Here is a 26356-nt window from a genome sequence, read left to right on the forward strand (position 1 = left end):
AGGCGACTTAGCGCTTGGAGAACTGGAACGACCGGCGGGCCTTGGCCTTGCCGTATTTCTTACGTTCGACAACGCGGCTGTCGCGGGTCAGGAAGCCACCCTTCTTGAGCACTGGGCGCAGGCCCGGCTCGTAATAGGTCAGCGCCTTGGAGATGCCGTGACGAACGGCGCCGGCCTGGCCTGAAAGACCGCCGCCTGCAACGGTGCAGACCACGTCGAACTGGCCCTGACGGTCAGCAGCAACAACAGGCTGCTGGACGACCATCTGAAGCACGGGACGTGCGAAGTAGGTGACAAAATCACGGCCGTTGACGGTGATCTTGCCGGTGCCTGGCTTGATCCAGACGCGGGCAATCGCGTTCTTGCGCTTGCCGGTTGCGTAGGACCGGCCGAGGTCGTCGACCTTGCGGACGTGAACCGGGGCTGCCGGTTCGGCTGCTGCGGTCACAGTTGCGCCGAGCTCCTCAAGCGAATTGAGTTCAGCCATAATCAGGCGCTCCTTTTGTTCTTGGAATTCAGGGCCGCGACGTCAAGAACGGTCGGCTGCTGAGCTTCATGCGGATGTTCGGAACCAGCATAAACCCGGAGGTTCTTCATCTGGCGACGGCCAAGCGGGCCGCGTGGAACCATGCGCTCGACAGCCTTTTCGACGATCCGCTCGGGAAAGCGACCTTCGAAGATCTGGCGCGCGGTGCGCTCCTTGATGCCGCCGGGATAGCCGGTGTGCCAGTAATATTTCTTGTCGGCATATTTGTTGCCGGTCAGAACCGCCTTTTCAGCGTTGATGACCACGACATTGTCGCCATCGTCAACGTGAGGGGTGTAGGTGACTTTGTGCTTGCCGCGCAGGATGGTGGCGATGACAGTGGCCAGACGACCGACGACGAGACCCTCGGCGTCGATGATGATCCACTTCTTTTCCACCTCTGCAGGCTTCTGCGAGAAGGTTTTCATGGGTTTCTCTTTTCATTCAGGATCCGAAGCAGGGTGACCCGCCCGGACGTTTCTTGTTGCTTGGGTTGTCCCGAAACCATCAATGATCACGAGCCAACTGCGCGCCATCGCCTCAAGGACGTGGACGCTGCGTGCTTATAGGCGGGACGGAAAAAACCGTCAAGCAAGGCAAAAGCGGGCATTGCAAATATAATGTAATGAAAACAACGTGTTATTCATGCGGTATTATAATACCGCATGAATCTGGTCTCAAACCCGTCAGTTTCGCGGCGGAATCGAGTAGGTCGCAGTGGCGTGGGCGACCAGTTCGCCGCCGGAATCGCGGATCGCGATATCGGTCACCACCAGCCTTTTGCCCAGCTTGAGGATGGTCGCGGTGGCGTCCAGCGGCCCCGGTTCGGGCTTCATCAGGAAGTTGATATTGAGATTGGTCGTTACTGCCAGCGCCACGCGGCCGATATGGGCAAGGATCACCGCATAGGCCGCCAGATCGGCCAGCATGAACAGCGTCGGCCCGCTGACCGTGCCACCCGGGCGCAGATGCTTGTCGTCCGCCTCGAGTCGGACAAGCGCGGTTCCGGCAGCCACATCTCTCACCGAGATATTGTCGCCGTTGGATTTGATCTGCGGAAACACCTCGTCGAGATAGGCGGAGACCTCGGGTGCGGACATGACGGGCGCGGCTGCTGCGGGCATTCTGTGATCCTGTCTGGAGACGGGAGGGCGGTTTGGCAGCGCGCACCGGACGCGTTGACGCGGCGGCTTCGCCTCCCGATCCTCCCGAGGATGGAGTTGTCCGGCAACGTTGCGGAAAATCGCGGTCCGGTCAACGCCGCGATGGGGTTCCCGCCGCCCTGTCATCGGGCTAAACTGACGCTGAACTGGAAAGGTGTCCCCGCATGAACGTCGTAGAGCTGAACCCGAGCACGCCCGCCGGCCTGGTCAAGTCCGAAATCCTGAACGGCGTGCTGCGCCTGGAGATGAACAATCCGCCGGCAAATGCGCTGTCGATCGCGCTGATGCAGGCGCTCAAGGACGCGCTGGACGCGACGCGGCAGGACAAGTCGATCCGCGTGGTGATCATCGCTTCGGCCACGCCAGGCAAGCTGTTTTCTGCCGGTCATGACCTCAAGGAACTGACATTGCACCGCGCCGACGAGGACCGGGGCAGGGCGTTCTTTGCCCGCTCCATGAAGCTCTGCGCCGAGCTGATGCAGACGATCGTGCATCTGCCGGTGCCGGTGATTGCCGAGGTCGATGGCCTCGCCACCGCCGCCGGCTGCCAGCTTGTCGCCTCCTGCGATCTGGCAATGTGCACGGACACCTCGGCCTTCTGCACCCCCGGCGTCAATATCGGGCTGTTCTGCTCGACCCCTATGGTGGCGCTCAGCCGCAATGTCCATCGCAAGCAGGCCATGGAAATGCTGCTCACCGGCGAGACCATCGACGCCTCGACTGCGCGGGAATTCGGCTTGATCAACCGGATCATGCCGCGCCAGTACCTGACTCAAGTTGTGATGAAATACGCCGATGTCATTGCTTCCAAATCACCTTTGACGGTCAAGATCGGCAAGGAGGCCTTCTACCGCCAGGCCGAAATGTCGCTCGAAGACGCCTATGACTACACCGCCCAGGTGATGGTCGAGAACATGCTGGCCCGCGATGCCGAGGAAGGCATGAACGCCTTCATCGCCAAGCGGACGCCGGAATGGACCGGGGAGTAACCGGCGGCTGGCAGATTGACAGTGCGAGCCGCCTTGTTCATGATGTGTTCTTGTGTGATTGAAGCGCGGTCAAACCCGAGCTGCAACTTCCAGCATCCCATCCGTGAGGACTCGTCATGACCCTGTCACCGCGCATCACCATGGTCACGCTCGGCGTTGCCGATGTGGCGGCTTCGACCGCGTTCTATCAAAAACTCGGCTTCAAGCGGTCCTCGGCCTGCAATGACAGCGTCACCTTCTTTCACATGAACGGCACCGTGCTCGGCCTGTTCGGGCGCGATGCGCTGGCTGCCGACGCGGGTCTGGAACCAACCCGGCCGCAAAGCTTCGAAGGCGTCGCCCTGTGTCACAATCTCGAATCCGTGGCCGAAGTCGACGCCGCCTGGAATTTCGCGGTTGAATGCGGTGCCAGGCCGGTGAAAAAGCCGCATGAGGTGTTCTGGGGCGGCTATTCCGGCTATTTCGCCGATCCCGACGGGCATTTATGGGAATTGGCCCACAACCCGTTCATGCCCCTGGGCGAGGACGGGCATATGAGCCTGCCGGACTGACAGCTTGCCCTATTGCGTGATCCTCAGCAGTGGCCGGAACCGCATCAGGTCATCATCATCGCTCGCATTGGCGTCGCAGGCGATTACCCTGCAGCTGTTGGTGTCGCGCGCCGGCACGCTGGCCCAGACACCGATGGAATTGCCCGGGCACATCCGCGATGAGCTGACATAGCGGTCATAGATCGGCAGGCCCCTTTTCGAGGTGTATCGCAGGATGGCGGCTCCCTCGCGGATCAGCGCGCCGCGGATGGCGTGGCAATCGGTTCCGGTGGTCTCAATGCGGCTGATGGCCTGGGCCGGACCGTTCACCATCATCAACCCGGCCATGACCGCGGTCATGGAAATCATGCTGTTCAGAATCAGGCGCGCAGGCATGGTGGTCTCCTCCGGTTGGCGTCTGGCGAAAGGCTACACAAGCAATATGTCGCGGATTTGGTCGCAGGCAAGGGAGGCGGGACGCCTATGGTGGCTTGACGCACCAAGGTGCTGTTGCGACAACCGGACCGGCCCCAGCAGGATACATCCCGGATGAACCACGACCGCTACACCAGTTCCTATATTTCAGGCATTTTGCAGTCGGTCAGGACCATTGCGGTCATCGGCGCATCGGCCAATGAAGTCCGTCCCAGCTTTTTCGTGATGAAGTATCTGCTTGGCAAGGGCTATGAAGTCATCCCGGTCAATCCGGGGCAGGCGGGCAAGCCCATCCTCGGGCAGATGACCTATGCACGCCTGATCGATGTGCCCGTGGCGATCGACATGGTCGATGTTTTCCGCGCCTCCAATGCCGTGCCCGGCATTGTCGACGAGGTTTTGGCGCTTGATCCCAGGCCCCAGGTGATCTGGATGCAACTCACCGTGCGCCATGACGAGGCCGCTGCTCGCGCCGAAGCTGACGGCATCAAGGTGGTGATGGACCGCTGCCCGAAGATCGAATATGCCCGGCTGTCGGGCGAAATTGGCTGGAACGGTGTCAACAGCGGCTTGATCTCATCGCGCAAACCGGTGATGCGGTCAGGCTTTCAGAGCTATGGGCTCAGAGTGCCCGACGATCAGGAGTGAGCAAACCGCGCAACATGTTTCCTCCCTGGTCATGACAGCGGAGATTGCCCGGCTTTATGCAAGTTTTTTTCTTTGACGATGAGGCCTGATGCTGAATGCTATCAGCATATTATATTCATCAACTGAGAGTAATGCATTATGATCAGCACAGGTTTTTCTAAAGCGTTTGCCCTTCACGCCCGAACTCGGCCGATGCGCAAGCAAACATTCTTGGCTTTGCTCGCATCATTTGTTTTAGTTGTTCCTTTTGGTGCGCAGGCCCAGGAATTTGACAATGGAATATATTATCGGCTGACCACCATGTGGCAGGGCGAAGGCAAGTCGCTCGATGTCGTCAATGACGGGGTCAACAACAAGTTGATCCTTGCCGACACCGGAAATTATTCCGGGCAGTACTGGAAAGTGACCAGGCTCGACGACGGATCTTACCGTTTGACAACGCAGTGGCAGGGCGAAGGCAAGTCTCTCGACGTTGTCAACGATGGCACAAACAACAGGCTGCAGCTCGCCGACACCGGCAATTATTCAGGTCAGCACTGGCGAGTTGTGCGCCAGTCAAACGGATATTATAGACTGACCACCGATTGGCAGGGCGAAGGCAGGTCTCTTGATGTTGTCAATGACGGGGTCAACAACAAGCTGCAGCTGGCCGATACCGGTGATTTTTCAGGCCAGTACTGGAAAATAGCCGCCCAGTGACGCGCGCGGTGCTGGTCTCTGCCGCCTCTTTGTTCACCTGTGAATTCCGGGGCAGTGCGGACTGCCGGCGGCTCTCAAGTGCAATTGTTTCCTGACGACGATATCTTCGCCAAGAGCCCGAGGGTTCCAGCCCCGGTTCGATGGCGTCTGTTGAGTATAAAGTCATGGATCCGGCGTCTGTATTGATCTCCGACCCTGAATTTTTACCGGGATAGCCGGAAAAATTCAGGGCGGGAAATAACCGGTTACTTCATGTTTTTCGCAGAGTCTCCGCCCCTGACGAGATGTGCCTGAACGGGTCTTTTCGCCTCTGCAGCCATGCGGAAGCAGCGTTCGGGGCAGTCGCGGAGGCTGACTATGCAACATGACACGGCGACCGAATTCGGGACTTCAGGGTGGATACGGCGAATCTGGCAGCCCGCCGTCGTGTCTTTGAAGAACAAGATCGTCATGCTGGCCTGTATCTGTGCGTTGATGAGCGCGCTGCTGGTCGGCGGCATCAGTTACTACCGCATCGAGGCGATCGTTCTCGACGCTTCGGTCGAAACCCTGGCCGGTGAAACCCGTCTGCTGGCTCAGCGCTTCAAGTTTTCCTATGATCAGTTGAAAAGCGACGTTCAGGTGCTGTCGCAGACACCTCCCATCCAGGGCATCGCCCGCAGCACCCGGAATGACGGCATCGATCCGCAGGACGGGTCGAGTACCAGGATCTGGCGGGATCGCCTCGCCACCATCTTCTCGTCCATGCTGGCCACCCGGCAGGACTATTTCCAGATCCGCTACATCGGTGTCGGTGACGGCGGCAGGGAGCTGGTACGGACCAACCGGACCGCCTCCGGCATTGAAATTGTTGCCGATGGCGAGCTGCAGCAGAAGGGCAATGAGCCCTATTTTCAGGGCGGCCTCGAGACACTGCAAAACAGCGTCCGTTTTTCCGAAGTCAGCTACAACAAGGAGCGCGGCACGCTTGACAGCACGCTGGTACCGACCGCACGCGTGGTGATGCCCGTTTTTGACGAGGAGGGAACCATTTTCGGGATGATTGTCATCAACGCCCATTATTCGGAGATGCTGCGCCGGGCCTTCGAAGAGATCTCCCCGAAGGAAAACACCTTTGTCCTGAACAATTCCGGCGACTACATGGAATATACCTCCAACGGCACGATCGGGCGGTTTCAGTTCCACGACGATTATTCGGCGCCTCCGCCCCTCTTTGTGGACAAGGTGCTGCACACTGATCTCGATGAAGAGACCTTCTCCTCCGGTTCCGATGTGTCCTATTTTGTCCGCCTGAATATCGATCCGGACAATCCCGATGCCTTTCTGGGCGTGGTGGTCCGGGTGCCCTACCAGGAGCTGATGCGTTCGACCTTCCAGGCCCGCAGGGACTCGCTGGTCGGGGGCGGGCTGCTGGTTCTGGGCTGCTTTGCGGGCTCGCTGGTCATGGCCCGGCGGTTCACGGCGCCGCTCAACAAGCTGACCGCTGAAATCAAGCATTCGCAGGGCCACAAGAAGCTTGAAAACCTGCCGCTGAAGCGCGGCGACGAAATTGGCGACCTGGCGCGCGCCTTCGATCAGAAGACCCGTGAACTGGCCGCCAATGAAGCCAAGCTGACTGCCATTGTCGACAACACGGTCGATGGTCTGTTTACAACCGACGCCAATGGAACAATCGAAACCTTCAACCGCGCCTGCGAGGGCATATTCGGCTACCGCGCCGAGGACGTGATCGGACGGAAGGTCACCCTGCTGATGCCTGCGCTTTATCTGGGCGGACCAGAGGGCGGGGTGCGGCCGGCGCAGACGAAGGCAGAGCGCGACGTGGAAGGCTGCCGCAAGGATGCCAGTGTCTTTCCGCTCGATCTGTCGATGAGCAAGATCAATATCGGCGACCGGATCATCCACAGCGGCATCGTCCGCGATATCTCCGAGCGCAAGCGCATGGAGATCATGAAGGACGAGTTCATTTCCACCGTCAATCACGAGCTGCGCACGCCGCTGACGTCAATTCAGGGCTCGCTCGGGCTGCTGCTTGCTCTGTCTGGAGACAAGGGCGATGACAAGACGCGGAAACTTCTCAAACTGTCCTATGACAGCTGCCAGCGCCTGTCCCGCCTCGTCAATGACATTCTCGACATGGAAAAGATCGCCGCTGGCAAGCTCGATTATCAGCTCGAAGTGGTCGAAGTCTGCCAGCTTGTCGCCGACATTGTCGAGCGTCAGCAGTCCTTCTCCGAAAAATACGGCGTCGACTGCGTGCTGCGCTTTGATGTGGCGGAGGCCTATGTGAATCTCGACCAGGACAGGTTTGACCAGGCGCTCGTCAATCTGCTCTCCAATGCGGCGAAATTCTCCGAGCCTGGGGAGAGAGTCGTGGTCAGGGTCGCGATGAACCCGAATTCGGATGTGGCGGTCTCCGTCTGCGATTGCGGCTCCGGCATTCCCGAGGCCTTCCGCACCAAGATCTTCGGCAAGTTTGCCCAGGCCGATGGCTCGGCCACCCGGATGAAGGGCGGTAGCGGACTTGGGCTCAACATCACCAAGAAAATCATCGAAGCATTTGACGGCACGGTGACCTTCCAGAGTGAAGAAGGTGTGGGGTCGACCTTCACCTTCACTCTGCCGGCCTGTCCACCAAACAAAATGAGGGCCTAGGATTTGACGGACGAACTGATCAATATTCTGTATGTCGAGGATGACGAAAGCATCGCCCAGGTGGTGATGATGGCGCTCGAGGAGCTTGGCGGCTTCACCGCTATGCACTGCGACGGCGGCCAGAAGGCGCTCGATGCGGTTGCAGGCTTCGCGCCGCAACTGATCCTGATGGACGTGATGATGCCGCGCATGAGCGGTCCGGAAACCCTGGAAAACCTCAAGCAGATGCCCGAAGCCAGGGACATCCCCGTGGTCTTCATGACGGCCAAGGTGCAGACCCATGAAAAGGAATATTACCGCAGCCTCGGCGCGGTGGGCGTCATCGCAAAGCCCTTCGATCCGATGACACTCTCCGACCAGGTCACGGCGCTCTGGCGGCAGGCCGTCGCGGCCTGACACAACGATTGCACACGCGAGCTTTCCGCTGCCGGGGCGCCGGCGGGAGCTCCTGACACACGGCCCGCTCGGCGGCGGGCGGCGTTGGCAAATGAATCCCGAAGGGCCGCGATGACGCTGCTTTTTCAGGAAATCCATCCTCTATTTCTCCGGCCCAGGCGCAAAAAACTTCTTTGACGCTGGCCCGCACATGCGGGATAACCCCTCCGAGATTATTTGTCGGGCACAAGGGGAGAAGTCCATGTCGAACAATCAGCCGGGATTCAGCACGCTAGCCATTCACGCGGGGGCCCAGCCGGATCCCGCCACCGGCGCGCGCGCCACACCGATTTACCAGACCACCGCATTCGTCTTCGACGACGCCGATCACGCCGCCTCGCTGTTCGGCCTGAAGGCCTTCGGTAACATCTACACCCGCATCATGAACCCGACCCAGGCCGTGCTTGAAGAGCGGGTTGCGGCACTCGAAGGCGGCACAGCGGCGCTCGCCGTTGCCTCGGGTCATGCGGCGCAGCTGATCGTGTTCCACACCATCATGAGCCCGGGCGACAATTTTGTTGCCGCCAACCAGCTGTATGGCGGGTCGATCAACCAGTTCGGCAAATCCTTCAAGTCCTTCGACTGGCAGGTGCGCTGGGCCGATCCTGCCGACATGGCCAGCATCGAAAGCCAGATCGATGACCGCACCAAGGCGATCTTCGTGGAAAGCCTGGCCAATCCGGGCGGCACCTTTGTCGACATCAATGCCATTGCCGAAGTGGCGCGCAAGCATGGCCTGCCGCTGATCGTCGACAACACCATGGCCTCGCCCTATCTGATCCAGCCGATCGAGCACGGCGCCGACATTGTGCTGCATTCGCTGACCAAATTCATCGGCGGCCACGGCAATTCGATGGGCGGCATCATTGTCGATGGCGGGTCCTTCGACTGGTCCAAGTCCGGCAAATATCCGGCACTGTCCGAGCCGCGCTCGGAATATGGCGACGTCGTGCTGCACGAAACCTTTGGCAATTTCGCCTTTGCCATCGCCTGCCGCGTGCTCGGCCTGCGTGACCTCGGTCCGGCGATCTCGCCGTTCAACGCCTTCATGATCCTGACCGGTGCGGAGACCCTGCCGCTGCGGATGCAGCGCCATTGCGACAATGCGCTGGCTGTCGCCGAATGGCTGTCCAAACACGACAAGGTCAGCTGGGTGCATTATGCCGGCCTGCCGGATCACGACAACCACGCCCTGCAGCAGCGATATTCTCCCAAGGGTGCTGGCGCGGTCTTCACCTTCGGCCTCAAGGGTGGCTACGATTCAGGCGTGAAGTTTGTCGAGGGCCTCGAGATGTTCTCGCATCTGGCCAATATCGGTGACACGCGCTCGCTGGTCATCCATCCGGCATCGACCACCCACGCCCAGTTGTCTCCGGAGCAGCAGACTGCCGCCGGCGCCGGCCCGGACGTGGTGCGGCTGTCGATCGGTATCGAAGACGTCAAGGACATCATCGCCGACCTCGAGCAGGCGCTCGCCAAGGCCTGACGCCTTCGCGTCAAGCCGTGATCTGAACGGCCCGGCGTCCAACGCCGGGCCGTTTGATCTGCAACAAGTCAAAAACCTGCAAGAGGCTTTATGCTTCCCCTGAACTCAATCAGTGGAGGCCATCATGCCACGACCAATTATTCGGAGATTCACCACCGCTGCAGCCATGACGCTGGCGGTCATGAGCCTCGCTCACGCCCAATCGGCCAATCCTGCCTGGCTCGACCAGCTCTCCGAGCAACTGGCCGCGGAGAAGGATTGTGCGGTCGAGTATTTCGTCAATCTCAGGGAAGGCGAGCTGGCCGGGCGGCTGACCTTTGAAGCCCGCGCCCAATGCGCCGATGGCCGCCAGTTCGACGGATCGCTGACCGAGCCCGCAGAAAACTTCACCATCAGCGAGTGCGGCGTTCAGGTCTGCTGACAACGCGTCTGATCAACCACCATGCCCGCCCGTCATGTCGGCATTTAGCCAGGCCATGCGGTCGCCGAACCACAGCTTGAACACCGATGCCAGCATGGCGCCGGCAAAGACCGCCCAGGGATCAAGCACCCAGAGGCCATAGGCGAGCGGGATGATCGAAAGGCCCGACAAAAGGCTCAGGATCATCGCCGCCCTGGCGTGATGTGCAGGGATCGGCGTCGCCTTGCGCGCCAGCCAGCGGCGCTCCCCCAGAACCACTTGCGACGCCCAGTTGTCCAGCCTTGCCGGTGGCGAAAAGGCGCGTGGATTGACCAGCGTCCATGCAATGACCAGGCCGATCGGGATCAGGCACCACCAGCCGATCCAGATCCGGCTCCAGACAGCAAGGGCGAACAGCATCAGGATTGGCACCCTTGTCCAGAAACTCCAGGGATTTGCATGCCGCGCCCAGGTCGCGTCATCCATCATCATCGAGCTTTCAATTGCTTTGTCTATTCGCATTGGTGCATCCTGAAACTGGTTCACGCAGTTTGGGCGATCCGCCCGCCGGCATGGAACGCCTGACGATTGGCGGTGCCGGTCTGTCCGACGGCAAACGCCGCCACGGCTTCGGGTCTACGCATTTTAGGGAATGATCATGGTCACAGCAAATCTCGTTCCGGTCAGCCCTTCCGTGGAGCCGGACATTTCAAGACCGGATCCGGAAAAGCTGCTGTCCGGCGACCCGGTCCATACCACCTGGAACCTGGAAGAGCGAGACGGGCTCTATTGCGGCATCTGGCAATCGACGCCCGGCAGCTGGCGGATCGCCTATGACGAATGGGAATATTGCCGCATCCTCGAAGGCGTGTCGGTGATTTCAGAAGATGGCGGCGCGGCAACCACGGTCAGCGCCGGCGACAGTTTCATTCTCAGACCGGGCTTCAAGGGAATCTGGGAAGTCATTGAAACGACTCGCAAGGACTACGTGATCCGTCTCTAGCCGGATTCGGCGACAAGGCTCTCGAGCCCGTGAAAATGGTAGCTGTTGCGGTAGCGCGGCGGTTGCCTGAGCTTAAGATCGGGCAACCGCGAAAACAGCACCGCCAGCGATTCCTGCAGTTCAAGCCGGGCCAGCGGTGCCCCGATGCAGAAATGCAGCCCGGCGCCGAAACTGACGTTTTTCTGGTCCGCCCGTCCGGGCCGGAACTGGTCCGGCGCCTCAAACGCCGAGGGATCGCGGTTGGCCGCGCCCAGCAGCAGCGCAACCTGTTCGCCCGGCTTCAGCGTCACCGGTCCCAGATCGATATCCTCATAGGCATAGCGAGTGAACATGTGCAGCGGCGCATCAAACCGCAGCGCTTCCTCGACGGTTGCCGCTCCGGCCTCCGGCGTTGCAAAGAACCGGCGCGGATCGCCGCCCTGATCGAGAATGGTCTTCACCGCATTGCCGGTCTGGTGCACCGTAGCCTCGTGCCCGGCATTGAGCAGCAGCACACAGGTCGAGATCAGTTCGTCGTCGGTGAGCTTTTCGCCGGTGTCGCGCACCGCGATCAGCGCCGACAGCAGATCATCGGTTGTGGAATGGCGGTGTTCCGCGATATGCGCGGTCAGGAAGGCACCGAAATCGGCCGAGGCGCGGTTGGCCCGGTTTTCGGTTTCGCGCGCACGCTGCGGTACATACATTTCGCACATGGCGTGCGACCAGCCGAGCAGATCATCGGCGCGGGTCACCGGCACGCCGAGCAATTCGCAGATCACCGTGAGCGGGATCGGTGTGGCGAATGACGGCAGCAGGTCAAAGGCATCGTCAGCGGGCAGGGCGTCGATGAGCTGATGCGCCAGCGCATGGATGCGCGGGCGCAGCCGCTCCACCGAACGGGACACGAAAGCGCGGTTGACCAGGGTTCTTAGCCGCGAATGCGCCGGCGGTTCGCGTTCGAGCAGCGAGCCGCTTTCGATCCGGTCAAAATCGCTGAGATGTTCGCGGCCTTCGACCGGGTTCAGCGGCGCGCCCCAGCGGTTTTCCCGGCCCAGCCGCCGGTCGCGCAACAGGCCATTGACCTGGTCATAGCCAGCCACGCACCACATGCCGTATTGCTCCCAGTAGAAAACGGGCGAGGCGCGGTGCCTCAGCGCATAAAACCGGTAAGGGTCTTGCACGAAGTCGGGCTCTTGGGGATCTTGCGAAATGGTCAGGGAACGAGCGATCATCGGGGAGACTTATCGCGGAACGGCGATCAGGGAAATCCGTTGTTTCAAAAGCTGCTGAAATTGCCGGGGACAGGTCCCGAAGCGCCCCGGCGGGATGGAAATCCTCAGGGAGCCGACCGATTTGCGCCGCTGGTGTCACCGCACGTTGTTCATCCGCGATCCCGAAGCAAACATCATCGAGATCTCTGCAAAGTACTGATCCGAGACGAGCGGGCGCGGTGGGCCAACCCGCTCACCCCGGACAATCTCAGTGACAGCGGCGTCGGCCCGATACCTGCACCCAGCCGGATGAGGCGGGGCGGACTTCCACGGAGCGAGCCACCGTCTTGATCACCGGCGGCACCTGACGGGCGATGGTGCGCGCAGGTTGGACGATCACGGTGCGGCTGCGGTGACCGTAGCGCGCCGGAATCCGTTCATGCACGGTGCGTGCGGACTGCACCACCACGGTGCGGGCCCGGGTGGCGTATTTGGCCGGATGGACCACCTTGCACAGGGTCTTGACCCCATGGATGCGGCGCCATTCCCAGCCGATCGATTTGGCGCGGACCAGAACCTTTTCGTGCACGGTCCGGGTCACCGCCGGAATGGTGCGGGCAATCACCCGTTCCGGCTCGATCAGCACCTGTTCGGTGATCTTGCCGTAGCGCGCCGGAATGGTCTCGTGCACCACCCTGCCGGGCCGGACCACAACCTGCTGATGCACGGTCTTGTAGACCGCGGGCTGGTGGACCTGCTGGTAGCAGGCCAGAGGCTTGCCGCCGGCAAGCGCCGGCGAAGCCATGGACACGGCCATTATGGTGGCGATCGCGCCGCGGCGAATGGATGAATACTCGGACATGTTGCTCTCCCTGGTAGACCCGGCGGCACGTGATCGGCCGTCTTTTCTGCTTGGTTGCAGCAAGTGTGCAGCAGTCCCGGTGCCGAGGAAAGCAAAACCTTAATGTGTCGTTAATATCGTGATGCGCCGAGCGCGGAAATTGGTTCTCAGCCGAAGCGGAAAACAGCCGATATTCTTTTGGTCTGGTGAGGCGACCGCTCCCGATCCCGTCTCGGATCAGAAGCTTGGCAGATATACACCGGATTCTCCCGTTCTGGGGGCGAAGCTCGATCGTTCAGTCGCGAAAAGCTAGTCTGAGACGTTCAAAAGCACGGGTATCATTGCCGCCACAAGGACCATGGCCATGACATGGTTGAACACGACGATCCTGCTGCCCTTGTCCAGGAACCGCTTCAATGCTGTTCCGGACACGGCCCAGATGCTGATGGTGGGAATGTTCACAATTGCAAAGATCAGCACCAGGGCAATCAGGCTTTTCCGTGGCGCTGACGGATCGACATAGGAGGCCGTGACGATGATCGCCACGGTCCAGGCCTTGGGATTGAACAGTTGCAGCATTGCGGCTTCAGCAAAGCCGAACGGCGCGCCGACGATGGTCTCGCCGCCCGAACCCAGCGAGCGGCTGCGGGCGATTTTCAGGGCCAGCCAGAGGACATAGAACCCACAGGCGAGGCGGATGCCGAGTTCCAGCACCGGGAAGCTCTTGAGCAGCTGCCCCAGCCCCAGCCCGACCATCCCGACCATGCTCAGGAAGCCTAGGCTGATGCCGAGGATCAGCGGGATCGACCGGGTGAAGCCGAAATTCGCCCCGGATGTCAGCAGCAGGAAGTTGCCCGGCCCGGGGGAGGCGGACATGACGAATGCAAAACCCATCAGGGCAAGCGCGCTATCGATCGGCATGGTTTCGAGCTCCTGCGTTGGGACTTGCAGGCTTCTACGCCGGACAGATCGGCGGATCACTGCCTACCAAGCCCAAATTATTTGCAGATCGTCCCGGATTCTGGTTCAATTTCCGATCATGGACGTGCTCACCGAAATCTTTTCCACACTGCGCCTGCAGGCAGGGCTGTATTTCAGCACCGCGATACGCGGCGATTTTGCCATCGGACTGGCGGCGGAGCGGCGGCGCATACGGTTTCACCTGGTTCTGGAAGGCAAATGCGTGGTCACGGTTCCGGATCAGGACCAGATCAGCCTTGCCCAGGGCGATCTGGTGCTGATCCCCGATGGCGCGCCGCAAATCCTGTCCTCCGGTGAAAATGTTGCCGCCCCGGTCGATCTTGACGATCTGATCGCGCGCGTGCCGCCGGTGGACGGTGTCTTGCACCATGGCGACGTGGGTCCGCTGTGCCGCATCCTGTGCGGGTTTCTTCGCTTCGACGAGGCAATCGACCATCCTGTTCTCGACAGTCTGCCGCCGATGATCCCGCTGCGCCAGTCATGCGATGCGGCACCGTCCGGTGTTGCGGCCTCGCTGGCGCTTCTGCATGCGGAAACGAGCGAGCCCGGGGCGGGGCAGGCATCGATCCTGCACAGGATAGTGGAAATTCTGCTGATGCAGATCGTGCGGTCGAGCCTGCCCGATCATGCAGCTCATCCGAACGGTTTCGCCCGCGCCCTGGCAGATCCGCGGCTGTCGCGAGCGCTGTCGGCCATGCATTCCGGCTTCGAGACAGCCTGGGACATCGAAATGCTTGCGGCCCGGGCCGGCATGTCGCGGTCCCGTTTTGCCGAGAGTTTCAGCGCAACCGTCGGGATGACGCCCTTTGCCTATCTGACCCGGTGGAGAATGATAAAGGCTCGCGAGCTGTTGCAGCAGCCCGGGCTTGATATGGCCGAGATTGCCGAGCGATGCGGCTACCGCTCGGTGCCTGCCTTTGGCAGGCGCTTTGCGGCGATGTTCGCAGTCGGGCCCGGGGAATGGCGCAGGCAGGCGCAGTCATACAGTCAAAATGCACCCGGGATGCCGCCAAATTCAAAACCGTAACCTGGCTTTAACGCCACTCGTGAACAAGGTCGCCCAGCCGTTTCACAGCCTTACATCTTGAAGCGACGGGGGGCACACTCTATGTAGTGGGTTCAAAGAGATTGATTCCCCGCAGGCCGCGGCGCCTGTGGGACCGTTTGACAAGGGAAGCGCAATGAAAAATACAGTTGAAAACGCCATGGCCCTGGTGCCCATGGTCGTTGAACAGACTAACCGCGGCGAACGGTCCTACGATATTTTTTCGCGGCTTCTCAAGGAGCGGATCATCTTCATCACCGGTCCCGTCGAGGACCATATGGCGACGCTGGTCTGCGCCCAGCTTCTGTTTCTCGAAGCCGAGAATCCGAAGAAGGAAATCGCCATCTACATCAATTCGCCCGGTGGCGTGGTGACGGCCGGCATGGCGATTTACGACACCATGCAGTTCATCCGTCCCGCGGTCTCGACGCTGTGCGTCGGTCAGGCCGCGTCGATGGGATCGCTGCTTCTGTGCGCCGGCGAAAAGGGCATGCGCTTTGCAACGCCCAACGCCCGCATCATGGTGCACCAGCCCTCCGGCGGCTTCCAGGGTCAGGCCTCCGATATCGAGCGCCACGCCCAGGACATCATCAAGATGAAGCGCCGGCTCAACGAAATCTATGTCACCCACACCGGCAATGATTACGAGACTGTCGAGAAGACCCTGGACCGGGACCACTTCATGACAGCCAGTGAAGCGCTTGAATACGGCCTGATCGACCGGGTCATCGACAAGCGCGAATACATCGAAAGCCCGACATAGGCAGCGGGTCGGGCCCTTTCGAATGCCAAAACTGTGTTTTCACAGGAAATGCGGCCCTCTTGCATCACGTTTTCGTGGGCTTGGGGTGGCGCAACTTGTGCAGCGCGCTAATATGGACGTTAAGTCTATGTTCAAATTCTCTGGCTTAGCATCGCCAGATTGACGGGGATTCGTTGCCACCGGCTTCGGGTTTGAATAACCAGAGGCCGGGTTTGTACCCCGAGATTGCCTCAATGTTCCGAAGCCACGGCTCGGGGCGGCGAGGCGCCAGACATCCAGGTCAGACGCCTGGATTGCGGGAAGGAAAGTGAAATGAGCAAGGTCAGCGGCAGCAACGGCGGCGATTCCAAAAATACCCTATATTGCTCTTTCTGCGGCAAGAGCCAGCATGAAGTACGCAAACTCATTGCCGGTCCCACGGTCTTCATCTGTGATGAGTGCGTGGAATTGTGCATGGACATCATCCGCGAGGAAAACAAATCCTCGATGGTGAAATCGCGCGATGGCGTACCCACCCCGCAGGAAATCATTGCCACACTCGATGAATATGTGATCGGCCAGCATCAGGCCAAGAAGATCCTCTCGGTGGCGGTGCACAACCATTACAAGCGCCTCAACCACTCGTCCAAATCGGGCGAGGTGGAACTGGCGAAGTCCAACATCCTGCTCGTCGGCCCCACCGGCTGCGGCAAGACCTATCTGGCCCAGACACTGGCGCGCATCATCGATGTGCCCTTCACCATGGCCGATGCCACGACCCTGACCGAAGCCGGTTATGTCGGCGAGGATGTGGAAAACATCATTCTCAAGCTGTTGCAGTCGGCCGACTACAATGTCGAACGCGCCCAGCGCGGCATCGTCTATATCGACGAGGTCGACAAGATTTCGCGCAAGTCGGACAATCCGTCGATCACCCGCGACGTCTCGGGCGAAGGCGTTCAGCAGGCGCTTCTGAAGATCATGGAAGGCACGGTTGCCTCGGTGCCGCCCCAGGGTGGCCGCAAGCATCCGCAGCAGGAATTCCTGCAGGTTGACACGACCAACATCCTGTTCGTCTGCGGCGGCGCATTCGCCGGCCTCGACAAGATCATCTCGGCGCGTGGCGAAAAGACCTCGATCGGGTTTGGCGCCAATGTCCGCGCCCAGGACGAGCGCCGGGTCGGCGAGGTTCTGCGCGAGCTCGAGCCGGAAGATCTGGTCAAGTTCGGCCTGATCCCGGAATTCATCGGTCGTCTGCCGGTGCTTGCCACGCTGGAAGACCTCGATGAATCCGCGCTGATCCAGATCCTGACCGAGCCCAAGAATGCTCTGGTCAAGCAGTATCAGCGCCTGTTCGAGATGGAAGATGTGGTGCTGACGTTCCACGAAAGCGCGCTCACCGAAATCGCCAAACGCGGCATCATCCGCAAAACCGGCGCCCGCGGACTGCGCTCGATCATGGAGAAGATCCTGCTCGACACCATGTTCGAACTGCCGGAACTCGAAGGCGTGCGCGAAGTCGTCATCTCCGACGACGTGGTCATAGGCAATGCCCGGCCGCTCTACATCTATGCAGAGCGTGGCGACGAGGCCAAGGGCTCGGCTTCGGCCTGACCCTTCGCCACGGCGGCAGATGCGCCCAAGATACAACCCTCCGGGCCAGTTCCGGAGGGTTTTTCGTTTTCATCGGGGCTGCGGGCGGCACGCAGGACAGGTACAATCGCGGCATCATGACGAAAAGAGCCGGGCATCCTGTCTGCCGCGTGGAGCAAGGATCCAGCTTCCCGCCACTTTCATTGTCTAATATCGTGCCGAATCGAAGATGGAGCATTTTAGCCGGGCCGCCCGACTTGAAACCGGGGCGCCGGTTCTCCAATTAGACTGCAAGGGCTATGCCCACTATAAGGACGCGAACAGCGGTTGCTGGAATAGCTGGGGCCGCGCCCCGCGTTGCCAATCGGCCCGACAGGCCACGAAAGGAAATGAAATGCCGGACAAAAAAGTGAGTACTACTCATTCGCCCACAGAGGCAGGTATCTATCCCGTTCTTCCGCTGCGCGACATCGTCGTTTTCCCGCACATGATCGTGCCGCTCTTTGTCGGTCGCGAAAAATCGATCCGTGCGCTTGAGGAAGTGATGGGATCGGACAAGCAGATCATGCTTGCCACCCAGATCAACGCCAGCGATGACGATCCGGATCCCGCCGGGATCTACGAGATCGGCGCGATCGCCAATGTTCTGCAATTGCTGAAGCTGCCCGACGGCACCGTCAAGGTGCTGGTCGAAGGTCGTGCGCGTGCCGAAATCGTCGGCTACACCGACCGCGAAGAATATTACGAAGCCCGCGCCGTCGAGCTCGCCGAACCTGAAGAGGACCCGGTCGAGATCGAAGCGCTGTCGCGTTCCGTGGTTTCCGAGTTCGAAAACTACGTCAAGCTCAACAAGAAGATCTCGCCGGAAGTTGTCGGCGCGGCAAGCCAGATCGACGACTATTCCAAGCTCGCCGATACGGTCGCCTCGCATCTGTCGATCAAGATCCCCGAGAAGCAGGACATGCTGTCGACCATTTCCGTGAAGGGCCGCCTGGAAAAGGCGCTCGGCTTCATGGAAGGCGAAATCTCTGTGCTGCAGGTGGAAAAGCGCATCCGCTCCCGCGTCAAGCGGCAGATGGAGAAGACCCAGCGCGAATATTACCTCAATGAGCAGATGAAGGCGATCCAGAAGGAGCTTGGTGACGGCGAGGACGGCCGTGACGAGATGGCCGAGATGGAAGCCCGCATCGCCAAGACCAAGCTGTCGAAGGAAGCCCGCGAAAAGGCGGATGCCGAGTTCAAGAAGCTCAAGCAGATGAGCCCGATGTCGGCCGAAGCCACCGTCGTGCGCAACTATCTCGACTGGCTGCTGGGTCTGCCCTGGGGCAAGAAGTCCCGCGTCAAGATCGACCTCAATGCCGCCGAGAAGGTGCTTGAGACCGATCACTTCGGCCTTGAAAAGGTCAAGGAGCGGATCATCGAATATCTTGCCGTGCAGGCACGCTCTTCGAAGATCAAGGGCCCGATCCTCTGCCTCGTCGGACCTCCCGGCGTCGGCAAGACCTCGCTCGCCAAGTCGATCGCCAAGGCGACCGGCCGCGAATATGTCCGCATGGCGCTTGGCGGCGTCCGTGACGAGGCCGAAATCCGTGGTCACCGCCGCACCTATATCGGCTCGATGCCCGGCAAGGTCATCCAGTCGATGAAAAAGGCCAAGAAGTCCAACCCGCTGTTCCTGTTCGACGAGATCGACAAGATGGGCCAGGATTTTCGCGGCGATCCGTCATCGGCGCTGCTTGAGGTGCTGGATCCGGAACAGAATTCAACCTTTATGGATCACTATCTCGAGGTTGAATATGATCTGTCCAACGTGATGTTCATCACTACGGCCAACACGCTCAACATTCCGGCGCCATTGATGGACCGGATGGAGATCATCCGCATCGCCGGTTACACCGAGGACGAGAAGCAGCAGATCGCCCGCAGGCATCTTCTGCCCAAGGCCGTGCGCGATCATGCGCTGCGTCCGGAAGAGTTCGAGATCACCGACGAGGCGCTGCTGCAGATCGTTCGCACCTATACCCGGGAAGCCGGTGTGCGTAACTTCGAGCGGGAACTGATGAAGCTGGCGCGCAAGGCCGTGACCGAAATCCTCAAGACCGGGGTCAAGTCGGTCAAGGTCGACGTCGACAACCTGTCGGACTATCTCGGCGTGGCGCGTTTCCGCTATGGCGAGGCTGAGTTCCACGACCAGATCGGTGTCGTCACCGGCCTGGCCTGGACCGAGGTGGGCGGCGAATTGCTGACCATCGAGGGCGTGATGATGCCCGGCAAGGGCAAGATGACCGTGACCGGCAATCTGCGTGACGTGATGAAGGAATCGATCTCGGCGGCGGCCTCCTATGTCCGCTCGCGGGCTGTCGATTTCGGCATCGAGCCGCCTCTGTTCGACAAGCGCGACATCCACGTCCACGTGCCGGAAGGGGCAACCCCGAAGGACGGCCCTTCGGCCGGCGTCGCCATGGCCACATCGATTGTGTCGATCATGACAGGCATTCCGGTTCGCCGTGATGTCGCCATGACCGGCGAGATCACCCTGCGCGGCCGGATCCTCCCCATCGGCGGTCTCAAGGAGAAGCTGCTGGCGGCCCTGCGTGGCGGCATCAAGACGGTGATGATACCGGAAGACAATGCCAAGGACCTCACCGAGATTCCGGACAATGTCAAAAACGGTCTCGAGATCATCCCGGTTGCCAAGATGGGTGACGTGCTGCGCCATGCGCTGGTGCGCATGCCCGAGGCCATCACCTGGGATCCCGATGCCAAGCCGGAAGCACCGCTTGCAGCCGAAGCCGGCGAAGAGGGCGGCGCCACCATCGCGCACTGACACGGCTGGTTCGGGCTCGCCCGAACGCCACAGCCACATGACACCGGGCCGCACATCTGATCGATGTGCGGCCCGTTTGCGTTTGCCGGAGTGGGCAAAGGCCTGTTCTGACCGGTGCAGCGGCCTGGGCCGGCCGGGAACGTTTCGGTACGGTCCCGGACAAAGCCTGTGGACTTCGCTCAGCCCGCAGCGATTTCGCGCGGGATTGCAACTTTTTGTTAAGGTTATGCGTTCTTTGTCCGTTCAAGCATCCGAATTCCACCGAATTGCCTGTAGAAAACCTTTATAAAACCCCGGTTTCCGGGGAGTTTGGTTGCTTGCTGCGGCGAGATGCGTAGGATCACCGCATCGAACACATTGAGTCGAAGAAACGTCAGGAAAGGTATCAAAATGAACAAAAATGAACTCGTAGCCTCTGTGGCTGAAAAATCGGGCCTCAGCAAGGGTGACGCAACATCGGCTGTCGAAGCGGTTTTCGAAACCATCACAGGCGAACTCAAGAACGGCGGCGACGTGCGCCTGATCGGTTTTGGCAATTTCACAGTGTCGCGTCGCGAAGCCTCCAAGGGCCGCAACCCGCAGACCGGCAATGAAGTTGATATTCCGGCTCGCAACGTGCCGAAGTTCTCGGCCGGCAAGGGCCTCAAGGATGCGTGCAACTAAGCCGCAATCCTGACCGAACTGAATGAAAGCCCGGGTGTCATCGCCCGGGCTTTTTTTATGGCCTGTTGGCAAGGGCCAGGGGCAGAAGATCTCCGCGCAACAAGTGTGTGAGTGCAGAAAGCACAATCGGGTTCTGTTCGCTTGACAAGAGAACAAACATCGAACAGTATGGAAACACACAGGGAATATAGGAGTTGATCATGACATCATTTGCCCGCGATCTTGCCGCTTTCGTTTCCATGTCACTGTTTGTGGCGAGCTTCGCCGTTCTCGCCATGGCGTTCTGATCCAGGCTCTTCTGCCTCCGGCGCACTCTGTGTTTGCAGAGGCTCGGGGTGGAGGTGAATGCCGGAATGCGTGACCTGTTCCAGATGCGGCAGGCTCGCAAATTTGCCGGGTGCCGCGCCGGACTGGTTTCACCCGGCGTCGTCCACAGGAATCGTCCTTTGTGAACCGCGCGCTGATGCGGGTCAGGCAAGGGCAGGCGGCGGCGCCATCGGGCGCTGCCATCATTTCACGATCTGCGCTCTGGACTTTATGGTCCGGGTCCTCACAATTGCTGCTTGAGTCTTGGACGGCATCGACCCGATGCCTCGCCATGAATCGATCAGCAGGGGATTTTGATGGCGCGGGAAAGCAAGTCAGCCAAGGTGCTGGCCAATCTGGCTGCGGGCACACAGCAGGCCCGCGAGCGCGACAGCAACACCGAGGGCCGCAGTTCCGGATCCTGGCCGGGTTTTGTGCATCTGCGCGTCCATTCGGCCTATTCGCTGCTTGAGGGCGCGCTGCCGATCAAGACCCTGATCAAGCGTGCGGTCTCCGATGACCAGCCGGCGCTGGCAATCACCGACACCAACAATCTGTTCGGCGCCCTGGAATTTTCGGTCAAGGCCATGGAAGCAGGCATTCAGCCATTGATCGGCTGCCAGCTCGACATCGACATGGAAGACGGCCAGGGCTCGGAGCGCCGCTCTCACCGCGAGCATTTGCAGAAATCGCCCTCGATCGTGCTCTATGCCGCCACTCCGGCGGGCTATGAACGTCTGGTCGCCATTGTCAGCCAGGCCTATCTCGGCGACGACAGCGGCGGCGAGCGGGCCCATATCTCGCTGTCCTGGCTGCAGCAGGACGCCGGCGGCCTGATTGCTCTGACCGGTGCGGCCGGTGGTCCGGTGGATCAGGCACTGCGCGAAGGCCACCCCGACCAGGCCAGGAGCCGTCTTGAAAGCCTAAAGGCCGTGTTCGGCGACCGGGTCTATGTCGAGCTGCAGCGCCAGCGTGGCTATGACCGGGCTCATGAGGCCAGGATGATCGCGCTCGCCTATGACTGCGAAATTCCGCTGGTGGCGACAAATGAAGCCTTCTTTCCCACGCCCGAGGATTTCGAAGCCCATGATGCCTTGATGGCGGTGGCCTGCAATGCGGTGATGTCGGATGACCGGCGGCCGCGGCTCAGCGTCGACAATTGCCTCAAATCCCGCTCCGAGATGACGCAACTGTTTGCCGATATTCCCGAAGCCCTGGCCAACACAATCGAAATTGCCCGGCGCTGCAGCGCCATCGTCGAGCTGCGGGCACCGATCCTGCCGCGCTTTACCGGCGGCGGCGAGGACGACCCCGTCGCGGCGCTGGCCGCGGAAGCCGCGGAATTGCGGCGGCAGTCGATTGACGGGCTCGAGCGCCGATTGGCGCGCATCGGTCTCGCCGAGGGCTATTCGGAGGCGGACTACCGCGAGCGCCTGCAGGTCGAGCTCGACATCATCGAGAACATGAAGTTTCCCGGCTACTTCCTGATCGTGGCCGACTTCATCAAATGGGCCAAGGACCAGGGCATTCCCGTCGGACCCGGCCGTGGTTCGGGCGCAGGTTCGCTGGTCGCCTATGCGCTGACCATCACCGATGTCGATCCCCTGCGCTTCTCCCTGCTGTTCGAGCGCTTCCTCAACCCGGCCCGCGTGTCGATGCCCGACTTCGACATCGACTTCTGCCAGGATCGCCGCGAAGAGGTGATCCGCTATGTGCAGAAGAAATACGGCCGCGAGCAGGTGGGTCAGATCATCACCTTCGGAAGCCTGCAGGCGCGCGCAGCACTGCGCGACGTCGGCCGTGTGCTCGAGATGCCCTATGGTCTGGTCGACCGGATCTGCAAGCTGGTGCCCAACAACCCCGCCGCCCCGACGCCATTGCACAAGGCCATCGAGGAAGAGCCGCGCTTTGCCGAGGAAGTGGAAAAGGAACCTGCCGTCGGCCGCCTGCTCGACATAGCCCAGAAGCTCGAGGGACTTTACCGGCACGCTTCCACCCATGCGGCGGGCATCGTCATCGGCGACCGTCCGCTGTCGCAGCTGGTGCCGATGTATCGCGATCCGCGCTCGGACATGCCGGTCACCCAGTTCAACATGAAATGGGTCGAGCAGGCAGGCCTGGTCAAGTTCGACTTTCTGGGGTTGAAGACGCTGACGGTGCTCAAGACCGTTGTCGGCTTCATCGCCAAGCGCAACATCACCATCGATCTCGAAGCCCTGCCGCTTGACGACACCCCCACCTACGAGATGCTGTCGCGCGGCGAGACTGTCGGCGTGTTCCAGGTGGAATCGGCCGGCATGCGCAAGGCGCTGATCGGCATGCGTCCCGACCGGATCGAGGACATCATTGCGCTCGTGGCGCTCTATCGCCCGGGCCCGATGGAAAACATCCCGGTCTACAATGCGCGCAAGCATGGCGAGGAGGAGCTGGCCTCCATCCATCCCAAGATCGACGGGCTGCTGGCTGAAACCCAGGGCGTGATCGTCTACCAGGAACAGGTGATGCAGATCGCCCAGGTCCTGGCCGGCTACTCGCTCGGCGAAGCCGACCTTCTGCGCCGCGCCATGGGCAAGAAGATCCAGGCGGAAATGGACAAGCAGCGCGCCCGCTTCGTCGACGGCGCCGTCGAGCGCGGCGTGTCCAAGCCGCAGGCCAACCTGATCTTCGACCTTCTCGCCAAGTTCGCCAATTACGGCTTCAACAAGTCGCACGCAGCAGCCTATGGCATCGTCTCCTACCAGACGGCCTATCTCAAGGCGCATTATCCGGTCGAGTTTCTCGCCGCATCAATGACGCTCGACATGTCCAACACCGACAAGCTCAACGATTTCCGCCAAGACGCCAGGCGGCTGGGCATCGAAGTCGTGCCGCCCTCGGTGCAGACAAGCTTCCGGCATTTCGAAACCGGCGACAACCGGATCTATTATGCGCTGGCCGCGATCAAGGGCGTCGGCGATGCCGCCGTCGAGCATATTGTCGAGGTCCGGGGCGACGAGCCCTTTGCCTCGCTCGAGGATTTCTGCACGCGCATCGATCCGCGCCAGGTCAATCGCCGGGTGCTGGAAAGCCTGATTGCCGCGGGTGCGTTTGATTGCTTCGGCAAGGAGCGCGCCTCGCTCAGCAGCGGTCTCGACCGGGTGCTGGGCTTTGCCCAGCGCGCCCAGGAAAACCGGATTAGCGGCCAGAGCGACATGTTCGGCATTGGCGGCGGTGGCGCGACAGAGGCCGAAACCATTCAGCTGCCCGCCGTCATGCCCTGGCTGCCGGCCGACAAGCTGCACCGCGAATACCAGGCGCTGGGCTTCTACCTCTCGGCGCATCCGCTTGATTCCTATAATGATCTGCTCGCCAAGATGCGGGTGCAGACCTGGGCGGATTTCTCGCTCGCGGTCAAGGCCGGCGCCACCGCCGGCAGGCTTGCCGGCACCGTGACCAGCAAGCAGGAGCGCAAGACCCGTACCGGCAACAAGATGGGCATCATCGCCTTTTCCGACAGTTCCGGACAATATGAGGCCGTGCTGTTTTCCGAAGGCCTGGCGCTCTACCGGGACCTGCTCGAACCGGGCAAGTCGATCGTCATCACCGTCACCGCCGAGGAGCGGCCGGAAGGCATAGGGCTGAGGATCCAGACCGCCGATTCGCTGGAAGACCGGGCGGCGCGCGGCCAGTCTGCACTGCGGGTCTATATGCGCGATGCGCGACCGCTCAATTCGGTGTCGACGCATCTGACCTCGCGTGGCGATGGCCAGGTGTCCTTTGTCATGATCAAGGATGACGGCCGCCGCGAGATCGAGGTGACGCTCTCGGACCGCTACAGGATCACGCCCCAGATCGCCTCGGCGCTGAAGGCGGCGCCCGGCGTGCTGGATGTCGAACTGGTCTAATCCTCCTCCGCCTGCCTAGTTTTTCGCGACGTCCCGAAGGTGTAGCCCGTTTCAACTATATCGCGGCCGAATTTCTGGCGCACCTTGTCGATGGCGCTTTCCGCCACGGCCCGCCGTGCTGCTGCCGGATCGACCAGGTCGGGTGGATCGGCGCGGGCGGCATCGGTGAGATCGGTGACGCCGATGCCAATCAGCCGGAACCGGTCCTGGCCAAGCTCGCGTTCCAGCAGATGCAGGCCGGTGCGAAAAATCCGGTCGGCCAGCATGGTCGGGTCCTCAAGCTTGAAATTGCGCGTCCGGCTCTTGAAGTCCGAGGTCTTGAGCTTGAGCACCACGGTCTGGCCGGCGATGGTGGAGGCCTTGAGCCGGGCCGACACCTTCTCCGAAAGCCGGCGGAGCACCGGCACCAAGTCCTTGACCTCGGACAGGTCGGAATTGAAGGTGGTTTCGGCCGAGACGCTCTTGGCGCCCTCATTGAGATGGACGGTGCGCTCGTCCTCGCCGCGCGCCAGATGGTACAGACGCTTGCCCATGACGCCATAGCTGCGCATCAGCGCTGTTTCGTCCATTGTCTGCAACTGGCCGATGGTGCGGATGCCGTCGCGCTCCAGCGTCGCCGCAAAGGCCTTGCCGACGCCCCAGATCATTGTCACTGGGCGCGGCTTGAGAAAGGCGATCGCCTCCTGCTTGCCGATCACCGAGAATCCGCGCGGCTTGTCGAGATCGGACGCCACCTTGGCGAGGAACTTGCAGTAGGACAGCCCGACCGAGAGGCTGATGCCGATTTCGGCTTCCACCCGCGCCGCAAAGCGCGCCAGCGTGCGGGCAGGGGTGTCCTTGTGCAGGCGCTCGGTGCCGGCAAGGTCAAGAAACGCCTCGTCGATCGAGATCGGCTGCACCAGCGGTGTCAGCTCTTCCATCAATTGCCGCACCTGGCGTCCGACCCGGACATACTTCTCCATGTCGGGCTTGATCACCACCGCGTCAGGGCAGGCGTCGAGCGCCTTGAACATCGGCATGGCCGAGCGCACCCCGTGGATGCGGGCGATGTAGCAGCAGGTCGAGACAACGCCGCGCTTGCCGCCGCCGATGATCACCGGCTTGTCGGCAAGTTCCGGATTGTCGCGCTTTTCCACCGTCGCGTAAAACGCATCGCAATCGACATGGGCCAGCGTCAGCGTGTCGATCTCGGCATGACGGATGATCCGCGGGCTGCCGCAGGCATGACAGCGCCTCGCCTCCGCACGGGCGGGGGTCAGGCAGTCACGGCAAAAGCCGGGAAGGGTAGAGGCTGCGGACATTTGAGAACAAATAT

24 protein-coding genes are annotated in these 26356 nt (G+C 61.0%); 15 read left to right on the plus strand and 9 right to left on the minus strand.

Going from position 1 to position 26356, the window contains the following annotated elements; translation table 11 throughout:
* Positions 1–7 precede the first annotated feature (7 nt).
* From rpsI to OEG82_RS11390, 3 genes are all read right to left on the minus strand, one after another.
* Entirely contained in the window at positions 8–487 is a 480-nt protein-coding gene (gene rpsI, locus OEG82_RS11380) for a 30S ribosomal protein S9 (protein WP_047030348.1), read from the minus strand.
* Between the two features lie 2 nt (positions 488–489).
* Positions 490–954, minus strand: a complete 465-nt coding sequence (gene rplM, locus OEG82_RS11385) for a 50S ribosomal protein L13 (protein ID WP_267612565.1) — start codon at positions 952–954, stop codon at positions 490–492.
* Positions 955–1212: 258 nt separating this feature from the next.
* On the minus strand, positions 1213–1650 hold the full coding sequence (locus OEG82_RS11390; RefSeq protein WP_267612566.1) for a PaaI family thioesterase: 438 nt from the start codon (positions 1648–1650) through the stop codon (positions 1213–1215).
* Positions 1651–1853: 203 nt separating this feature from the next.
* Between OEG82_RS11390 and OEG82_RS11395 the strand changes: the two genes are divergently transcribed.
* Entirely contained in the window at positions 1854–2678 is an 825-nt protein-coding gene (locus OEG82_RS11395) for an enoyl-CoA hydratase (RefSeq protein WP_267612567.1), read from the plus strand.
* A gap of 116 nt (positions 2679–2794) precedes the next feature.
* Positions 2795–3229: a VOC family protein gene (locus OEG82_RS11400; RefSeq protein ID WP_267612568.1), complete on the plus strand. Its 435-nt coding sequence runs from the start codon at positions 2795–2797 to the stop codon at positions 3227–3229.
* Positions 3230–3238: 9 nt separating this feature from the next.
* Here OEG82_RS11400 and OEG82_RS11405 read toward each other — a convergent pair whose 3' ends face one another.
* The gene (locus OEG82_RS11405) at positions 3239–3604 is read right to left on the minus strand and encodes a hypothetical protein (RefSeq protein ID WP_267612569.1); all 366 of its coding nucleotides are present in this window, start codon (positions 3602–3604) and stop codon (positions 3239–3241) included.
* Positions 3605–3757: 153 nt separating this feature from the next.
* Here OEG82_RS11405 and OEG82_RS11410 point away from each other — a divergent pair, with 153 nt between their 5' ends.
* The 6 genes from OEG82_RS11410 to OEG82_RS11435 all read left to right on the plus strand — a co-directional run bounded on the left by OEG82_RS11410 (position 3758) and on the right by OEG82_RS11435 (position 9987).
* Positions 3758–4291: a CoA-binding protein gene (locus tag OEG82_RS11410; protein ID WP_267612570.1), complete on the plus strand. Its 534-nt coding sequence runs from the start codon at positions 3758–3760 to the stop codon at positions 4289–4291.
* A gap of 138 nt (positions 4292–4429) precedes the next feature.
* Positions 4430–4990, plus strand: coding sequence for an RICIN domain-containing protein (locus OEG82_RS11415; protein WP_267612571.1), 561 nt, complete (start codon positions 4430–4432; stop codon positions 4988–4990).
* Positions 4991–5416: 426 nt separating this feature from the next.
* Entirely contained in the window at positions 5417–7645 is a 2229-nt protein-coding gene (locus tag OEG82_RS11420) for an ATP-binding protein (RefSeq protein ID WP_267612572.1), read from the plus strand.
* Positions 7646–7648: 3 nt separating this feature from the next.
* A complete protein-coding gene (locus tag OEG82_RS11425; RefSeq protein WP_267612573.1) occupies positions 7649–8041 on the plus strand; it encodes a response regulator in 393 nt (130 codons plus the stop codon).
* A gap of 241 nt (positions 8042–8282) precedes the next feature.
* Entirely contained in the window at positions 8283–9566 is a 1284-nt protein-coding gene (locus tag OEG82_RS11430; RefSeq protein ID WP_267612574.1) for an O-acetylhomoserine aminocarboxypropyltransferase, read from the plus strand.
* Between the two features lie 124 nt (positions 9567–9690).
* Positions 9691–9987, plus strand: a complete 297-nt coding sequence (locus OEG82_RS11435) for a hypothetical protein (protein WP_267612575.1) — start codon at positions 9691–9693, stop codon at positions 9985–9987.
* A 12-nt stretch (positions 9988–9999) separates the two neighbouring features.
* Here OEG82_RS11435 and OEG82_RS11440 read toward each other — a convergent pair whose 3' ends face one another.
* Complete coding sequence (locus OEG82_RS11440; RefSeq protein ID WP_267612576.1) at positions 10000–10488, minus strand: DUF6653 family protein; 489 nt, start codon at positions 10486–10488, stop codon at positions 10000–10002.
* A 136-nt stretch (positions 10489–10624) separates the two neighbouring features.
* Between OEG82_RS11440 and OEG82_RS11445 the strand changes: the two genes are divergently transcribed.
* Positions 10625–10969: a cupin domain-containing protein gene (locus OEG82_RS11445; RefSeq protein ID WP_267612577.1), complete on the plus strand. Its 345-nt coding sequence runs from the start codon at positions 10625–10627 to the stop codon at positions 10967–10969.
* Here the strand turns inward: OEG82_RS11445 and OEG82_RS11450 are convergent.
* From OEG82_RS11450 to OEG82_RS11460, 3 genes are all read right to left on the minus strand, one after another.
* Entirely contained in the window at positions 10966–12129 is a 1164-nt protein-coding gene (locus OEG82_RS11450) for a cytochrome P450 (protein WP_425497583.1), read from the minus strand. The genes OEG82_RS11445 and OEG82_RS11450 overlap by 4 nt on opposite strands.
* A 298-nt stretch (positions 12130–12427) precedes the next feature.
* Positions 12428–13021 (minus strand): hypothetical protein, encoded by a 594-nt coding sequence (locus OEG82_RS11455; RefSeq protein ID WP_267612579.1) that lies wholly within the window; start codon positions 13019–13021, stop codon positions 12428–12430.
* A gap of 288 nt (positions 13022–13309) precedes the next feature.
* Positions 13310–13921, minus strand: coding sequence for a LysE family translocator (locus OEG82_RS11460; RefSeq protein ID WP_267612580.1), 612 nt, complete (start codon positions 13919–13921; stop codon positions 13310–13312).
* A gap of 118 nt (positions 13922–14039) precedes the next feature.
* On the opposite strand from OEG82_RS11460, the gene OEG82_RS11465 reads away from it, so the two are divergent.
* The 6 genes from OEG82_RS11465 (at position 14040) to dnaE (ending at position 25041) form a co-directional block, all read left to right on the plus strand.
* Entirely contained in the window at positions 14040–15008 is a 969-nt protein-coding gene (locus tag OEG82_RS11465) for an AraC family transcriptional regulator (protein WP_267612581.1), read from the plus strand.
* Between the two features lie 154 nt (positions 15009–15162).
* The gene (clpP, locus tag OEG82_RS11470) at positions 15163–15789 is read left to right on the plus strand and encodes an ATP-dependent Clp endopeptidase proteolytic subunit ClpP (protein ID WP_267612582.1); all 627 of its coding nucleotides are present in this window, start codon (positions 15163–15165) and stop codon (positions 15787–15789) included.
* A gap of 312 nt (positions 15790–16101) precedes the next feature.
* Positions 16102–17382, plus strand: coding sequence for an ATP-dependent Clp protease ATP-binding subunit ClpX (clpX, locus tag OEG82_RS11475; RefSeq protein WP_267612583.1), 1281 nt, complete (start codon positions 16102–16104; stop codon positions 17380–17382).
* A gap of 373 nt (positions 17383–17755) precedes the next feature.
* The gene (gene lon, locus OEG82_RS11480; RefSeq protein WP_267612584.1) at positions 17756–20188 is read left to right on the plus strand and encodes an endopeptidase La; all 2433 of its coding nucleotides are present in this window, start codon (positions 17756–17758) and stop codon (positions 20186–20188) included.
* Between the two features lie 390 nt (positions 20189–20578).
* Complete coding sequence (gene hupB / locus OEG82_RS11485; protein ID WP_267612585.1) at positions 20579–20851, plus strand: DNA-binding protein HupB; 273 nt, start codon at positions 20579–20581, stop codon at positions 20849–20851.
* Between the two features lie 623 nt (positions 20852–21474).
* On the plus strand, positions 21475–25041 hold the full coding sequence (dnaE, locus tag OEG82_RS11490; protein ID WP_267612586.1) for a DNA polymerase III subunit alpha: 3567 nt from the start codon (positions 21475–21477) through the stop codon (positions 25039–25041).
* On the opposite strand, the gene OEG82_RS11495 is transcribed toward dnaE, so the two are convergent.
* Positions 25038–26342 (minus strand): DNA polymerase IV, encoded by a 1305-nt coding sequence (locus OEG82_RS11495; RefSeq protein ID WP_267612587.1) that lies wholly within the window; start codon positions 26340–26342, stop codon positions 25038–25040. The two genes, dnaE and OEG82_RS11495, sit on opposite strands and share 4 nt — an antisense overlap.
* Positions 26343–26356: the final 14 nt, after the last annotated feature.

It is taken from the genome of Hoeflea ulvae (genome assembly GCF_026619435.1).
Lineage (GTDB): Bacteria > Pseudomonadota > Alphaproteobacteria > Rhizobiales > Rhizobiaceae > Hoeflea > Hoeflea ulvae.

Bases quoted from the DNA above. Each gene is read 5' to 3' on its own strand.
- clpP (WP_267612582.1), top strand. From the start codon at position 15,163: ATGAAAAATACAGTTGAAAACGCCATGGCCCTGGTGCCCATGGTCGTT.
- OEG82_RS11430 (WP_267612574.1), top strand. From the start codon at position 8,283: ATGTCGAACAATCAGCCGGGATTCAGCACGCTAGCCATTCACGCGGGG.
- OEG82_RS11440 (WP_267612576.1), bottom strand. From the start codon at position 10,488: ATGCGAATAGACAAAGCAATTGAAAGCTCGATGATGATGGATGACGCG.
- hupB (WP_267612585.1), top strand. From the start codon at position 20,579: ATGAACAAAAATGAACTCGTAGCCTCTGTGGCTGAAAAATCGGGCCTC.
- lon (WP_267612584.1), top strand. From the start codon at position 17,756: ATGCCGGACAAAAAAGTGAGTACTACTCATTCGCCCACAGAGGCAGGT.
- clpX (WP_267612583.1), top strand. From the start codon at position 16,102: ATGAGCAAGGTCAGCGGCAGCAACGGCGGCGATTCCAAAAATACCCTA.
- OEG82_RS11390 (WP_267612566.1), bottom strand. From the start codon at position 1,650: ATGCCCGCAGCAGCCGCGCCCGTCATGTCCGCACCCGAGGTCTCCGCC.
- OEG82_RS11460 (WP_267612580.1), bottom strand. From the start codon at position 13,921: ATGCCGATCGATAGCGCGCTTGCCCTGATGGGTTTTGCATTCGTCATG.
- OEG82_RS11445 (WP_267612577.1), top strand. From the start codon at position 10,625: ATGGTCACAGCAAATCTCGTTCCGGTCAGCCCTTCCGTGGAGCCGGAC.
- OEG82_RS11395 (WP_267612567.1), top strand. From the start codon at position 1,854: ATGAACGTCGTAGAGCTGAACCCGAGCACGCCCGCCGGCCTGGTCAAG.
- rpsI (WP_047030348.1), bottom strand. From the start codon at position 487: ATGGCTGAACTCAATTCGCTTGAGGAGCTCGGCGCAACTGTGACCGCA.
- OEG82_RS11495 (WP_267612587.1), bottom strand. From the start codon at position 26,342: ATGTCCGCAGCCTCTACCCTTCCCGGCTTTTGCCGTGACTGCCTGACC.
- OEG82_RS11405 (WP_267612569.1), bottom strand. From the start codon at position 3,604: ATGCCTGCGCGCCTGATTCTGAACAGCATGATTTCCATGACCGCGGTC.
- OEG82_RS11400 (WP_267612568.1), top strand. From the start codon at position 2,795: ATGACCCTGTCACCGCGCATCACCATGGTCACGCTCGGCGTTGCCGAT.
- rplM (WP_267612565.1), bottom strand. From the start codon at position 954: ATGAAAACCTTCTCGCAGAAGCCTGCAGAGGTGGAAAAGAAGTGGATC.
- OEG82_RS11465 (WP_267612581.1), top strand. From the start codon at position 14,040: ATGGACGTGCTCACCGAAATCTTTTCCACACTGCGCCTGCAGGCAGGG.
- OEG82_RS11415 (WP_267612571.1), top strand. From the start codon at position 4,430: ATGATCAGCACAGGTTTTTCTAAAGCGTTTGCCCTTCACGCCCGAACT.
- OEG82_RS11455 (WP_267612579.1), bottom strand. From the start codon at position 13,021: ATGTCCGAGTATTCATCCATTCGCCGCGGCGCGATCGCCACCATAATG.
- dnaE (WP_267612586.1), top strand. From the start codon at position 21,475: ATGGCGCGGGAAAGCAAGTCAGCCAAGGTGCTGGCCAATCTGGCTGCG.
- OEG82_RS11435 (WP_267612575.1), top strand. From the start codon at position 9,691: ATGCCACGACCAATTATTCGGAGATTCACCACCGCTGCAGCCATGACG.
- OEG82_RS11410 (WP_267612570.1), top strand. From the start codon at position 3,758: ATGAACCACGACCGCTACACCAGTTCCTATATTTCAGGCATTTTGCAG.